The organism is Massilia sp. Mn16-1_5 (genome assembly GCF_004798585.1).
Taxonomy (GTDB): Bacteria; Pseudomonadota; Gammaproteobacteria; order Burkholderiales; family Burkholderiaceae_D; genus Telluria.
This window is the reverse complement of the sequence record NZ_PPXQ01000007.1, coordinates 1-12,558: the sequence shown is the minus strand read 5'-3', so window position 1 is coordinate 12,558 and position 12,558 is coordinate 1. Positions and strand designations below refer to the sequence as shown.

The following is a 12,558-nucleotide window of genomic DNA, read 5'->3' as shown; positions in this document are numbered from 1 at the left end:
TTATTTCTTGCCGCGGCGCGAAACGATCATCGAAGAAGTGCGCTTGTTCGAACGCGTCTTCTTGCCCTTCGTCTGCTGGCCCCATGGCGACACTGGATGGCGACCGGCAGCCGTACGACCTTCACCACCACCGTGCGGGTGGTCGATCGGGTTCATGACCACACCGCGGACGGTAGGACGGACACCGCGCCAGCGCATTGCACCGGCTTTACCAATCTTGCGCAGGCTGTGCTCGGCGTTGCCGACTTCACCCACGGTTGCACGGCACTCGATGTGCACGCGACGGACTTCACCCGAGCGCAGGCGAACCTGGGCATAGGTGCCTTCGCGGGCCATCAGGACCACGGCGGCGCCGGCGGTACGGGCCATCTGGGCGCCCTTACCTGGCAGCATTTCGACGCAGTTCATCACGGTACCGACCGGGATGTTGCGGATCGGCAGGCAGTTACCGGCCTTGATCGGCGCTTCCGAGCCGTTCATGACGGTGTCGCCCACAGCCATGCCCTTGGTGGCGATGATGTACTGACGCTCGCCGTCCGCGTAGCACAGCAGTGCGATGTGCGCGGTACGGTTCGGGTCGTATTCGATACGCTCGACCTTGGCAGGGATGCCGTCCTTCTGGCGCTTGAAGTCGACCAGACGGTAGTGGTGCTTGTGGCCACCGCCGATGTGACGGGTGGTGATGTGACCGTTGTTGTTACGGCCAGCAGTCTTCGATTTCTTCTCAACCAGTGCTGCGAACGGACGACCCTTGTACAGGCCCTCGGTCACAACTTTCACCATGCCGCGGCGGCCTGGGGAGGTTGGCTTCATCTTAACGAGTGCCATTATTTAGCCTCCTCGACAAAATTGATTTCCTGGCCTGGCTTCAGGCACACGAAAGCGCGCTTGGTGTGGTTGCGGCGACCGGTGAAACGGCCCGAACGCTTGACTTTGCCTTCGCGGTTCACGGTCTGCACCGATTCCACTTCGACTTTGAACAGCAGTTCGACGGCAGCCTTGATTTCCGGCTTGGTCGCGTCAGGCAGAACCTTGAACACGATCTGCTCGTTCTTTTCCGCGACGAAGGTAGCTTTCTCGGAAATGACCGGAGCCATCAGCACCTTCATCAGGCGCTCTTCGCTAAATTTGATTGCGGTGCTCATGCGTACATCTCCTCGATCTTGGCCAGTGCAGCTTTGGTGACCAGGACTTTCTTGTAGAACACCAGCGACATCGGGTCAGCTGCTTTCGGCTCGACGACCAGCACGTTCGGCAGGTTGCGCGATGCCAGCAGCAGGTTTTCTTCGATGGTGTCGGTGATCACCAGGACCGATTCCAGGCCCATGCCCTGCAGCTTTTGCGACAGCAGCTTGGTCTTTGGGGCTTCGATCGACAGGTTTTCCACAACGCTCAGACGGCCTTCGCGGGCCAGCTGCGAGAAGATCGAGCAGATACCTGCGCGGAACATCTTCTTGTTGACCTTGTGGGTGAAGTTCTCGTCAGGCGAGTTCGGGAAGATACGGCCACCGCCGCGCCACAGAGGCGACGACGACATACCAGCACGAGCGCGGCCGGTGCCTTTTTGGCGCCATGGCTTCTTGGTGGTGTGGCTGACTTCTTCACGGTCTTTCTGCTTGCGGTTGCCGCTACGTGCGTTGGCAGCGTAGGCGACCACGACCTGGTGAATCAGGGCTTCGTTGTATTCGCGGCCGAACACGGTATCGGCAGCAGCAACAGCGGCGCCGGCTTGACCTTGCTCATTCAGGAGCTGAAGTTCCATATTTAAGCTCCTTTCTTGGCTTTGACTTTGACAGCCGGCTTGACGATCACTTGACCGTTCTTGGCGCCTGGAACGGCACCTTTCACCAGCAGCAGTTGACGCTCGGCGTCGATACGCGCGATTTCCAGGTTCTGGGTGGTGACGGTAACGTCGCCCATGTGACCGGTCATGCGCTTGCCTGGGAACACGCGGCCCGGATCCTGCGCCATACCGATGGAGCCAGGAACGTTGTGCGAACGCGAGTTACCGTGGGTCTGACGACCCGACGAGAAGTTGTAACGCTTGATGGTACCGGCGTAGCCCTTACCGATCGAGGTGCCTTGCACGTCGATTTTCTGGCCCACTTCGAACAGCGAGACATTGACTGCGTCGCCAGTTTTCAGTTCGGCTGCCTTGGCAGCGTCAACGCGGAATTCGCGCAGCATGGTGCCAGCTTCGACGCCTGCTTTTGCGTGGTGACCCGCAACAGCCTTGGTCACGCGGGAAGCGCGACGTTGACCGAATGCGACCTGGACTGCAGCGTAGCCGTCAGTTTCAGGAGTTTTGATTTGTGCGACACGGTTGTTCGACACGTCCAGCACGGTGACTGGGATCGAGTCCCCGTCATCCGTGAAGATGCGCATCATGCCAACCTTGCGACCGAGAAGGCCCAAGCTCATTTTTTCTCCATTCCCACCTACGATTGGGCGGGGGTAGTTGAACTACTAAAAACGTACAGGTCCTGAACAACGAACCCATACCGAAGCCGGCTAGTATAGCGCGCAAAAAGGCTTGACGCAACAAGAGAATCGGGGGTATGTCGCCCCTGTTGCGCGTTTATCGCGAGTAGTCTGGAGAAGAAGGAATCTGGCAAGGCTTGCCAGCACAGAAAAGGCACTTGAAGCGCCTTTTCTCTGCAGAGCATCGAGGCTCTGCGACATTTGGAATTTGGTGGGCGGTGCAGGATTCGAACCTGCGACCCCTTGGATGTCGACCAAGTATTCTAACCAACTGAACTAACCGCCCGGGGAGCCGCATTATGCCAAGGGTTGGAGCGGTTTGCAATAGCTGAGTTTATTTTGGTGCGGCTCTCGCCGGCCGGGCCAACACGACACGGCGTTTCGCGCGGGCATGCCCAGTGAATCCGCCGTTGAGGCCATTGGCCTCAACGGCCCCGTACGTTACGCAACTGCCACTGGCTGCGGTGCACCGTAGGGCGGGCATGCCCGCGCGGATGCATGCATGTCGCCACCGCCCGCCTAAGTCTTCCATAAGCCCGCATGTGTAATATCCGTCAATTAGCGTTATATTCACAGTGCGCATTCGCGGCGGCCGGACAGCCGCGCCACACGACCCGTTTCAATCACGAAAGGAGCTGTAATGGCAATCAGTCTGCAAAAAGGCGGCAACGTCAACCTCAGCAAGGAAGCACCGAATCTCACCAAGGTCGTCATCGGCCTGGGCTGGGACCCGCGCTCGACCGACGGCGCCGCCTTCGACCTCGACGGCTCGGCTTTCCTGCTGAAATCCGACGCCAAGGTCCGCAGCGACACCGACTTCATCTTCTATAACAACCTGAAGTCCTCCGACGGCTCGGTCGTCCACAACGGCGACAACACCACCGGCCAGGGCGAAGGCGACGACGAAACCGTCACCGTCGACCTGACCAAAGTGCCCGCCGATGTCGACAAGATCTCCTTCTGCGTCACCATCCACGAAGCGGACAACCGCCGCCAGAACTTCGGCATGGTCGGCAAAGCCTTCATTCGCTGCATGAACGCCAACGGCAACGCCGAAATCGCGCGCTACGACCTGTCCGAGGACAGCTCGACGGAGACGGCGATGATCTTCGGCGAACTGTATCGCGCCGGCGGCGACTGGAAGTTCCGCGCCGTCGGCCAGGGCTATAACGGCGGCCTCGGCCCCCTCGCCCGCTCGTTCGGCGTGAACGTCTAAGCCGTTCCTGCCAGACCCCGGTCCCGCCGCAGGGCGGGACTGCCCTCTTCCCTTGTAACAGAAGACACCCATGCGCGTCTGGTTCAACCGTGGCTTCTCCACCGTCCACACGGCGATCGATCTGATCCGCCAGGCGGACGTGGATGAGCGATTCACGATCATCCACAGCAATCCGAACCCGCGTACGCCCGCCGCCCGCCTGGCGCACGCTTTTCATACCGAACCGACCGGCCTCGCCACCGCCGACTACATCGACTGGTGCGCCGGCTTCTGCCGCGAGCACCGGATCGACATCTTCGTGCCGGGCCGCGAAGCGACCGCCATCGCCGGCGCCCAGGCCCGTTTCGAAGCGGCGGGCACGCGGGTGCTGAGCGCGGCCTCCGAACCCCACCTGCAACTCATCCACGACAAGGCCCGCTTCTATGCGGAGACGGCGCTGCCGGTCGCGCCAGTGGCCGAGTTCCGTCACTTCGAGGACGCCGCCGGTTTCGAAGCCGCCTACGACTTCCTGCGCCGGCGCCACGCGAAACTCTGTGTCAAACCCGCGCACTCGATCTACGGCCTCGGTTTCGCCGTCCTCGACGAGGAGAGAAATAGCGCCGAGCTGCTGATGGCGGGCGCCGAATACCACGTTTCCCTGGCCGACTTCCGCGCCGGCCTGGCCAGGCTGGAGACCTTCCGCAGCATGCTGCTGATGGAATACCTCGAAGGGCGCGAATACAGCGTCGACTGCGTCGGTGACAACGGCCGCCTGGTCACCGCCGTGGTGCGCCGCAAGTCAAACCAGGCCGGCGCCGGCCAGCGCATCGACCAGCGCGCCGACATCCTCGAAGCGACCGCCCAGCTGTGCGCCACCCACGGCCTGAACGGCATGTTCAATGTCCAGTTCCGCGAAGCCGCCGGCAAACCACGCCTCCTGGAGATCAATCCGCGCATGTCGGGCGGGATCGGCATGGCCTGCGTGGCCGGGCCTAACCTGCCGTACATTGCCCTGCGCGGCTTCGCCGACGGTTATGAAAGCCTGGAGATTCCTGCCGTGCGCGACGGCATCCGCGTCGCCGAATTGTCTCGCGCCGTGGAGCTGACATGAACGCGCGCAGCGAAACCATCCCCCTGCGTTTGACGCAGCAGCTGCCGACCGGCCTGCTGGAAGTCGAACTGCACGAAGGCGCGCACGAACTCGACGCGCTGCTCGGCTTTGCCGCGCGCGCCAATGCGAAACGCGGCTTCCTGTTCGTGAGTAAAGTGCTGGGCAAGCACTGGCCGGTGCGTCCCGCGCGCATGCTGGCGATCCACGAACGCCTGGCCGCTACCGTGCCCGCTGCGCCCGGCCCGGTCCTCTTCATCGCAATGGCGGAAACCGCCGTCGGCCTGGGCCAGGGCGTGTTCGAAGCCTGGCTGCGCGCCCACCCGGGACAGGAAGCCCTGTTCCTGCAGACGACGCGCTACCGCGTCGGCACGGGGCCGATCATCGAATTCGAGGAAGCGCATAGCCACGCGCCGCGCCAGTTCCTGCACATGCCGGCCGGCGCGCACGAGCAGGCGCTATTGAAAAGCGCCCGTACCATCGTGCTGGTCGACGACGAGGCCAGCACCGGCAACACCTTCCTGAACCTGACCCAGGCCTGCCGCCGCCTGAATCCGCAGCTCGAACGCGTGCATCTCGCCGTACTCGCCAACTTCATGGGTGCGGCTGCGACCGCGGCCTTGAGCGAACGTTTTACCGTGCCGGCGACGATGGGCGCCCTGGTCGAAGGCGCCTACCGGTTCACGCCCGCCGACTGCCCGTTTGACGCGGCCCCGGCCCAGCGTTACGAAGAAACGGCCGAACGCGGCGCCAGCACGGCGTTCGGCCGTCTGGGCCTGGCCCGTGCGCTGCGCACGCCGGAAGGGCTGGCGCGCGAACTGGCGGCCGGCATCAAGGCGAACGACAAGGTGCTGGTGCTCGGCACCGGCGAATTCATGCATCCCTCGACGCTGCTGGGCGCCGCACTCGAAGGCCTGGGCCTCGACGTCGTCGTGCAATCGACCACGCGCTCGCCCATTTTGACCTGGGGCGCGGTCCGGCATGCGCTGGGCCTGCCGGACAACTACGGCGAGGGCATCCCGAATTTCGTCTACAACGTGGCGCCCGGCCAGTATCAGCACGTGTTGATTTGCCACGAAACGCCGCCGAACGAGGCCCTGCTCGGCTTTGCCCGCACGCTCGATGCGCGCCTGTTCCACTATCACACCGAGGACGATGTTGAAGAAGTTCCTGTTCGCTGACCTGGACGACACCCTGTTCCAGACGCTCGAGAAATGCGCCGTGCGCGATGCCCTGGAGCCTGCCGCCTACTACAGCGACGGCAGCATCTGTTCGTTCACCACGCCGGCCCAGCGCGCAGTGTTTGATTTCATGAGCGCGGGCATGACCGTGATCCCGACGACGGCGCGCAGTCTCGATGCCTACCGCCGCGTCGACATCGGTTTTACCAGTTACGCGATACTCGACTTCGGCGGCATCATATTGAAACCCGACGGCAGCATCGAGCGCGACTGGCAGGGCCGCATGCACGGCTTCATGACGGCCGCCCTGCCCGGCCTGCAGGCGCTGGGGGCGCGCATCGAGAACTGGTGCGCGCGTACCGGCTACGGTGGGCGCCCGCGCCTGGTGGAGGATGGCGGCACGCCTTTCTTCGTCGTTGTAAAGGATCCGGACAAGGTCGCGCTGAACCTGGAGCGCGTCGAGCGCGAGGTGGTGTTGCCCTGGATCGCCGGCGAGGGCCGCGACTACTGCGTGCACCGCAACGGCAACAACCTTGCCGTACTGCCGCGCAGTCTGGACAAAGCGGATGCGGTTGCCTGGGTCACCGAACGCCTGCGCCGCGAACACGGTGAGATCGTCACCTTCGGCATGGGAGACAGCCGCTCGGACGCGCGCTTCATGGCCGATTGCGACTACGCCATCGTCCCGCGCCGTACGCAGCTGGCCAGGCTGGCGCTGGAGGCGCTGTGACCTTCGCCGGCAGCTATCTGGACAGCGATGTCCACTTCCTGCTCAAGCGGCTGCCGCTGGCCGATTTCGTCGAGGTGCAGGAGAAAGAGGCGCTGATCCAGTCGGGCCGGCGCCACTACAGCGAGATGCTTTCGCCCGAGCGCCTGCCCTCGGCGCGCTATCTCGCTCTATTCGAGCAGGCCTGCCGCCTGAACGGAGAGCGCATGGCGCGCGACTGCCTGCGCCTGGCGCAGCTGATCGCGGCGCGCCGCGCGGGGCCGGTCACGCTGGTCTCGCTGGCGCGCGGCGGCACGCCGGTCGGCGTCGTGCTGAAACGCCTGCTGGAGCGCGTCTGCGGCCGCGAAGCGACGCATTATTCCGTCTCGATCGTACGCGACCGCGGTATCGATGCCAATGCGCTGCGCCATATCCTGGCGCAGGGCCACGCGCCGTCTTCGATCGTGTTTGTCGACGGCTGGACCGGCAAGGGCGTGATCGCGCGTGAGCTGGCCGATTCGATCGCCCGCTTCAATGCGTCCCACGGCGTCGAGATCGATCCGGGCCTGCACGTGCTGTCCGACCTGGCCGGTGCCGCCGCCGTCGCCGCCTCCTGCGAGGATTACCTGATCCCGTCGAGCATCCTGAACGCGACAGTGTCGGGCCTGGTCAGCCGTTCGGTGCTCAACGAAGCGATCGGACCGGAGGATTTTCACGGCTGCGTGCTGTACGAGGATTTTGCGAGCGAGGACCGTTCGCGCAGCTTCGTCGACATGCTCGACGCCCTGGCTCCCGCGCACATTGAAACCGGAGAGCCCGTGGATGCGCGCGCCGCCGCCAGGCGCTCGCGCGCTTTTCTGGCGACCGCGCGGCACCGCTACGGCATCAATGACGTCAATCTGATAAAACCCGGCATCGGCGAAGCCACGCGCGTGCTGCTGCGCCGGATGCCGCGCCTGCTGCTGCTGCGCGATGCGCTGGATCCGGCGGTCGCGCACCTGCGCCTGCTGGCGGAAGAAAAGAAGGTGCCGGTCGCGATCGATCCGGCCTTGCCCTATCAAGCTGTTTCCCTGATCAGGAGTGCGTCGGATGCATAAATCGATGGGCGCGTCGCTGTACGTGCCGGCCAATCACAAGGACCTGCTGCAGATCGCGAACGGCGAGAAGCTGCCGCAGGCGCGCTCGCTGATCTTCTGTACCGAGGACTCGGTCGCCGACCGCGATCTCAGCTGGGCGCTGTTCAACCTGTCGGTCGTGCTGCAAAACATGCGCGGCGGCGTGCAGGCGGAGCGCTTCGTCCGCGTGCGCAACGCCGAGGTCCTGACGCGGGTGCTGGCGATGCCGGGCGCCGATAAACTGACCGGCTTCGTGATCCCGAAGGCGACGCGCCAGAATTTCGAGTCCTATTACCGCCTGGTGCGCGATACCGATCACATGTTGATGCCGACGCTGGAGACAAGCGAGGTGTTCAGCGAGCAGAAGATGGAAGCCTTCCGCGACCTGCTGCAGTCGCCCGGCGTGCGTAGCCGCATCCTGGCGCTGCGCATCGGCGGCAACGATTTACTCGCCCTGCTGGGCTTGCGCCGTCCGCGCGGCATGACCATCTACCGCACGCCGCTCGGCCCCGTGATCGCGCGCCTGGTGACGATCTTCCGTCCGCACGGCTTCATGCTCACCGCCCCGGTGTTCGAGCACCTCGATTTGCCTGAGCTGCTGGCGCAGGAAGTGAGCGAAGACATCGCCTACGGCATGGTCGGCAAGACCGCGATCCACCCGAGCCAGATCGGGCCGATCGAAGAGCACTACAAAGTGAAACCGCAAGACCTGGCCGCGGCGCGCGCCATCCTCGACGAGAACAGCCCGGCCGTCTTCAAGATGCACGACTCGATGTGCGAAGTCGCCACCCACCGCGCCTGGGCCGAGCGCATGGTCGCGCAATCACACTTATTTGGTGCCCATGGGGCCGCCGCATTGAATATCGAAAGGGAAGGACCATGAACGTTTTTGCACGCGGCCAGAAGGGCAAGCTCGCCGACCTCGGCGTTGGCAGCGCTTTCAATGTCGAACTCGACGTCAACGCGCCCGGCTTTGCCGTCGACGTTTCCTGCTTCGGGCTGGACGGCGCCGATAAACTCTCGGACGACCGCTACATGGTCTTCTACAACCAGCTGGCCAGCCCGGGCGAGGCGGTGCGCCTCACCCTCGGCAACCCGGCGCGCTTCAGCGTGAACCTCGACGCCCTGCCGGCATCGATCGCGAAACTCGTCTTCGTGGCAGCCATCGACGGCGCCCAGACCATGCGTGCGCTGGGCGCGAGCAGCCTGACGCTCGGGAACGCGCTGCGCTTCCCCTGGTCAGGATCGGACTTCGGCGACGAGAAGGCCGTGATCGTGGCCGAACTCTATCGCCGCGACGGCCAGTGGCGCTTCGGCGCCGTCGGCCAGGGTTTTAATGGTGGCCTGTCGGCTCTCTTGAAACACTTCGGCGGGACCGAGGCGGCGCCGGCGCCCTCGCCTGCCCCGGCCGCGCAGGCCGCGCCGAAAGTCTCGCTGTCGAAGGTGACGCTGGAAAAGCGCGGCGACAAGGTCTCTCTCGACAAGCGCGGCGCCGCCGGTTTCGGCCGCATCCACGTCAACCTGAACTGGAACCGCTCGGGCATGGGCGCGGCGCCAGCCCCGGTCCCGCAACAAAAGTCCGGCCTGCTCGGCCGCCTGAGCGAAGTAATGGGTGGCGCGGCGGGCGGACGCCGGCGCTCGGGCGGCATCGATCTCGACCTCGGCTGCATGTTCGAACTGAGCGACGGCCGCAAGGGCCTGGTGCAAGCGCTCGGCAATGCGTGGGGCGACTACGACCATGCGCCCTTCATGAAGCTCGACGCCGACGACCGCACGGGCGCCTCGAGCAATGGCGAAAACCTCTGGATCAACGGCGACCAGTTCGCCCAGATCCGGCGCGCGATCATCTTCAGTTTTATTTACGAGGGCGTCCCGAACTGGTCGGCAACCGATGGCGTGGTCACCATCGCCGTGCCGAACCAGGCGCCGATCGAGGTGCCTCGATGGCGGCGGCAACCAGATGATGTGCGCGATCGCGATGATCGAGAACCAGGGCGGTCAACTACAAGTGACCAAGATGACGGAGTACTTCGAGCAGCAGGGCCGCACCAGCGCGCACGAGCTGATGGACCGGCGCTTCAATTTCGGGCTACGCTGGACGACCGGCAGTAAGGACTAGGCGCCGCTGTGCATCGAGGTCGCCAGGCCTGCGGCAAAGACCGAGACGTCAGCCACGCTGGCCTGGCGTGTCACCGTCGCCCAGGTCGATCCGGCCCCAGCCGTGCAGCACGGCATCCTTGAATCTCGCCCAGGGCGGCAGTTCCTGCTCGTGGCGGGATGCCCAGCTGGCCTTGCGGCCCGCCGCGGCCGCCGTCCAGCGGCGCAGGTGCTGCTGGAAACTGTCCCGGGATTTGCTGACGGCTCCCTCGGTGCCCGGCCCGCGGTATCCGGCGCGGCGCGCCGGCTGCGGGTAGCACGCATTCCAATGCGTGCGGTAGTAAGGGTCCTCGTCGATCTCGGGAGCCGCGCCGGTCCAGCCGCGGCGAATGGCGGCTTGCGACTCGTCCCAGCGCGCGCCACCGTGATAGCGCTGTTCCCAACCGCGCCTGAGTTCGCGATCCACCTCGTCCCACGAGCGGTTGCGGTACTTTTCGCTGTTGTGCATCTCGGTGCCGTAGTGCTCGGCCGTGAGCGTGCCATCGACGGGAATCAGGCATCCGACCAGCCTTGCAGCCCGGTCCGCGTCGTCTGGCGACTCGGCCGTCAGCGTGAGTACGTGGCGAGTACCGGAAAGCGGGTCGGCGGCAAGGGAAAGCGCCGCGTCGGCACGGCTGAATCCCGCGGCAAGCAATTTGTAAAGCGCATGCTGCGCAGCGCCGCGGCCATCGAAGACCGCCTTCAAGGTCTGCCCCATGATGTTCTCCCGGTGGCCTGGTTTGGCTGTCGGCATCGATATCCAATCACCCGGTAGCCGCTTGCTCTTTCAGTATAGTGCGTCGAGTGCGGCGTGTTGAACTATCGCGCTTACGCGCCGCGGCTCCCAAGGCTCGCACCTGCAAGCGCGCTCGTCAGCTGCTGCGGCCGGTCGAGATACAGGAATACGTAGCGTACTTCTTCTCTCGCCACGCCGTGATGCGTGATCGCGCAGTCGACACCGGGCCGCAGGCGCAGCACGAGATTCGGCTTGTCGAACGGCGTAATGCTGACCATGTCGGCCGGGCGGCAGGGATTCGCCCTTCTCCACTGGACCAGGGATTGCGACAGCGGCTGGGCGTCGGCGATCGCATCTAGCGGAATGCGGGCGCTGGCGCGCGCACCGATGTGCAAATCGAGGTGGGTGTCGGTCAGCACGTGGTAGTCGTCGCGCACCATCCAGCGGTCGCCCAGCAGCCATACGAGGGTGTAGATGCTGGCGGCGGCCATGACAAGGTGGATGGTGCCGACGGCGTCTGGATCGCGAATCAGCAAGGGAAGAATCGCGGCGCTGAGAGGCAGTTCGATCAGGGTAGAAAACAGGCCGAAGGCGACGGCGGTCGAATAGGCGCCGCGCTGGTGATAGGTCAGCGCATTGCCGGCCGGGCGCGCCGGATTCGGCTGGCGGCGCAGCCAGCGGAAAAAGCCGGACCAGAGCGCGCGGTCGAGGCGGGCCATGCCGAGCAGTGCGGGGGGCAGGCATGCTGCCATGAAACGCGGCCAGCGTGCGCCTTCCGCACGCAGCCGCCGCAGACGGACGACGACGTCGGGAAACTGGGCCAAATCCTTTGCGATGAGCAGCAGCGGCGGTATGGCGAGCCCGAGCAGGCGGAGCGGTTCGCTCAACTGAGCGGGCATCAGCAGCCGCAAGGTGCCGATGCCGAAGAACAGAAGGTAGGCGTAGCCCAGGACACTTGTCCAGGTGGCCTCGTTGAGCTGTCTTGCATAGTGACTCGCAGCCTCCCGTACGCTCTTCATGCCAGCCTCCTGACGTGTTGTCAAAAATGATATTCCATCCTACCATAATTAACAACGAGCAATATTGACGCTACCGGATCGTAAACGGCATCGGGGCCGGGAAAGTCCGCCAGTTGGCGGCCCTTCCCGGCCCCGATTGCTTTCGGCTCGCGGATCGCTCCGCGTTCGCCAAAAAATTACTGCAGCTTGATTTCGACGTCGACGCCAGCTGGCAGGTCCAGCTTCATCAGTGCGTCAACGGTCTTGTCGGTCGGGTCCACGATGTCCATCAGACGCTGGTGCGTACGGATTTCGAACTGGTCGCGCGAGGTCTTGTTCACGTGTGGGGAACGCAGCACGTCGAAACGCTGGATGCGGGTCGGCAGTGGGACTGGGCCCTTGACCACGGCGCCGGTGCGCTTGGCGGTGTCGACGATTTCCAGTGCGGACTGGTCGATCAGCTTGTAGTCGAACGCTTTCAGGCGGATACGGATTTTTTGATTTGCGGACATGCTATTTCCTTGGAAAAGAACGAACCGGCTTTCAGAAGGGCCGGCAATGATTTGTCAGGTACTTCGGTACAGCAAAGGAGCGAGAGTATAGCATCGTTCCTCGTTAAACAGAGGGGGCAGAATGGAAATTCTGCCCCCTCTTGTTGTGCCGGCGGAACGAACCGCCGGCGATCAAACGCTATTAGGCGATGATCTTGGCAACCACGCCAGCGCCGACGGTACGGCCGCCTTCGCGGATTGCGAAGCGCAGGCCTTCTTCCATTGCGATCGGGTTGATCAGCTTGACGGTGATCGACACGTTATCGCCTGGCATGACCATTTCCTTGTCCGCTGGCAGCTCGATCGAGCCGGTCACGTCGGTGGTACGGAAGTAGAACTGCGGACGGTAGT

At 64.1% G+C, this 12,558-nt stretch carries 14 protein-coding genes, 1 tRNA gene and 1 pseudogene; 7 read left to right on the top strand and 9 right to left on the bottom strand.

All coding sequences use genetic code 11. The features are described from left to right. The 5 genes from rplB to C2862_RS09685 form a co-directional block, all read right to left on the bottom strand. Complete coding sequence (gene rplB / locus C2862_RS09705) at positions 1-828, bottom strand: 50S ribosomal protein L2 (protein ID WP_136219932.1); 828 nt, start codon at positions 826-828, stop codon at positions 1-3. After that, positions 828-1,145 carry a 50S ribosomal protein L23 gene (gene rplW / locus C2862_RS09700; protein ID WP_136219931.1) on the bottom strand — a complete coding sequence of 106 codons (318 nt, stop codon included), beginning with the start codon at positions 1,143-1,145 and terminating at the stop codon, positions 828-830. Before rplW ends, rplB begins: the two co-directional genes overlap by 1 nt. Beyond that, complete coding sequence (gene rplD / locus C2862_RS09695) at positions 1,142-1,762, bottom strand: 50S ribosomal protein L4 (RefSeq protein WP_136219930.1); 621 nt, start codon at positions 1,760-1,762, stop codon at positions 1,142-1,144. Before rplD ends, rplW begins: the two co-directional genes overlap by 4 nt. A 2-nt stretch (positions 1,763-1,764) precedes the next feature. Then, on the bottom strand, positions 1,765-2,421 hold the full coding sequence (rplC, locus tag C2862_RS09690) for a 50S ribosomal protein L3 (protein WP_136219929.1): 657 nt from the start codon (positions 2,419-2,421) through the stop codon (positions 1,765-1,767). A 269-nt stretch (positions 2,422-2,690) separates the two neighbouring features. Beyond that, positions 2,691-2,767: transfer RNA gene (locus C2862_RS09685), tRNA-Val, on the bottom strand. A gap of 354 nt (positions 2,768-3,121) precedes the next feature. Here C2862_RS09685 and C2862_RS09680 point away from each other — a divergent pair. From C2862_RS09680 to C2862_RS09650, 7 genes are all read left to right on the top strand, one after another. Further along, entirely contained in the window at positions 3,122-3,697 is a 576-nt protein-coding gene (locus C2862_RS09680) for a TerD family protein (RefSeq protein ID WP_136219928.1), read from the top strand. Positions 3,698-3,767: 70 nt separating this feature from the next. Then, the gene (locus tag C2862_RS09675; protein WP_136219927.1) at positions 3,768-4,787 is read left to right on the top strand and encodes an ATP-grasp domain-containing protein; all 1,020 of its coding nucleotides are present in this window, start codon (positions 3,768-3,770) and stop codon (positions 4,785-4,787) included. Further along, positions 4,784-5,965 carry a phosphoribosyltransferase domain-containing protein gene (locus C2862_RS09670; RefSeq protein ID WP_136219926.1) on the top strand — a complete coding sequence of 394 codons (1,182 nt, stop codon included), beginning with the start codon at positions 4,784-4,786 and terminating at the stop codon, positions 5,963-5,965. The genes C2862_RS09675 and C2862_RS09670 overlap by 4 nt, the downstream gene beginning before the upstream one ends. Next, a complete protein-coding gene (locus tag C2862_RS09665) occupies positions 5,940-6,695 on the top strand; it encodes a hypothetical protein (protein ID WP_307723538.1) in 756 nt (251 codons plus the stop codon). The genes C2862_RS09670 and C2862_RS09665 overlap by 26 nt, the downstream gene beginning before the upstream one ends. Continuing rightward, complete coding sequence (locus C2862_RS09660; protein ID WP_136219925.1) at positions 6,692-7,768, top strand: cysteine protease StiP domain-containing protein; 1,077 nt, start codon at positions 6,692-6,694, stop codon at positions 7,766-7,768. The genes C2862_RS09665 and C2862_RS09660 overlap by 4 nt, the downstream gene beginning before the upstream one ends. Further along, positions 7,761-8,669, top strand: coding sequence for an HpcH/HpaI aldolase/citrate lyase family protein (locus C2862_RS09655; protein WP_136219924.1), 909 nt, complete (start codon positions 7,761-7,763; stop codon positions 8,667-8,669). The genes C2862_RS09660 and C2862_RS09655 overlap by 8 nt, the downstream gene beginning before the upstream one ends. Beyond that, positions 8,666-9,898 carry a TerD family protein gene (locus tag C2862_RS09650; protein WP_229467361.1) on the top strand — a complete coding sequence of 411 codons (1,233 nt, stop codon included), beginning with the start codon at positions 8,666-8,668 and terminating at the stop codon, positions 9,896-9,898. Before C2862_RS09655 ends, C2862_RS09650 begins: the two co-directional genes overlap by 4 nt. A gap of 55 nt (positions 9,899-9,953) precedes the next feature. Here the strand turns inward: C2862_RS09650 and C2862_RS09645 are convergent, their stop codons facing one another. The 4 genes and pseudogenes from C2862_RS09645 to C2862_RS09630 form a co-directional block, all read right to left on the bottom strand. Beyond that, positions 9,954-10,640 (bottom strand): hypothetical protein, encoded by a 687-nt coding sequence (locus C2862_RS09645; RefSeq protein ID WP_136219923.1) that lies wholly within the window; start codon positions 10,638-10,640, stop codon positions 9,954-9,956. A 110-nt stretch (positions 10,641-10,750) separates the two neighbouring features. Next, positions 10,751-11,677 (bottom strand): hypothetical protein, encoded by a 927-nt coding sequence (locus C2862_RS09640; protein ID WP_136219922.1) that lies wholly within the window; start codon positions 11,675-11,677, stop codon positions 10,751-10,753. A 176-nt stretch (positions 11,678-11,853) separates the two neighbouring features. Further along, positions 11,854-12,168 (bottom strand): 30S ribosomal protein S10, encoded by a 315-nt coding sequence (gene rpsJ / locus C2862_RS09635; RefSeq protein ID WP_136219921.1) that lies wholly within the window; start codon positions 12,166-12,168, stop codon positions 11,854-11,856. 181 nt (positions 12,169-12,349) lie between these two features. Beyond that, a pseudogene (locus tag C2862_RS09630) lies at positions 12,350-12,558 on the bottom strand (elongation factor Tu); the annotation flags it as partial.

Bases quoted from the DNA above. Each gene is read 5' to 3' on its own strand.
- C2862_RS09640 (WP_136219922.1), bottom strand. From the start codon at position 11,677: ATGAAGAGCGTACGGGAGGCTGCGAGTCACTATGCAAGACAGCTCAAC.
- rpsJ (WP_136219921.1), bottom strand. From the start codon at position 12,168: ATGTCCGCAAATCAAAAAATCCGTATCCGCCTGAAAGCGTTCGACTAC.
- C2862_RS09650 (WP_229467361.1), top strand. From the start codon at position 8,666: ATGAACGTTTTTGCACGCGGCCAGAAGGGCAAGCTCGCCGACCTCGGC.
- C2862_RS09670 (WP_136219926.1), top strand. From the start codon at position 4,784: ATGAACGCGCGCAGCGAAACCATCCCCCTGCGTTTGACGCAGCAGCTG.
- C2862_RS09675 (WP_136219927.1), top strand. From the start codon at position 3,768: ATGCGCGTCTGGTTCAACCGTGGCTTCTCCACCGTCCACACGGCGATC.
- C2862_RS09645 (WP_136219923.1), bottom strand. From the start codon at position 10,640: ATGGGGCAGACCTTGAAGGCGGTCTTCGATGGCCGCGGCGCTGCGCAG.
- rplW (WP_136219931.1), bottom strand. From the start codon at position 1,145: ATGAGCACCGCAATCAAATTTAGCGAAGAGCGCCTGATGAAGGTGCTG.
- rplB (WP_136219932.1), bottom strand. From the start codon at position 828: ATGGCACTCGTTAAGATGAAGCCAACCTCCCCAGGCCGCCGCGGCATG.
- C2862_RS09680 (WP_136219928.1), top strand. From the start codon at position 3,122: ATGGCAATCAGTCTGCAAAAAGGCGGCAACGTCAACCTCAGCAAGGAA.
- C2862_RS09665 (WP_307723538.1), top strand. From the start codon at position 5,940: ATGTTGAAGAAGTTCCTGTTCGCTGACCTGGACGACACCCTGTTCCAG.
- rplC (WP_136219929.1), bottom strand. From the start codon at position 2,421: ATGAGCTTGGGCCTTCTCGGTCGCAAGGTTGGCATGATGCGCATCTTC.
- C2862_RS09655 (WP_136219924.1), top strand. From the start codon at position 7,761: ATGCATAAATCGATGGGCGCGTCGCTGTACGTGCCGGCCAATCACAAG.
- rplD (WP_136219930.1), bottom strand. From the start codon at position 1,762: ATGGAACTTCAGCTCCTGAATGAGCAAGGTCAAGCCGGCGCCGCTGTT.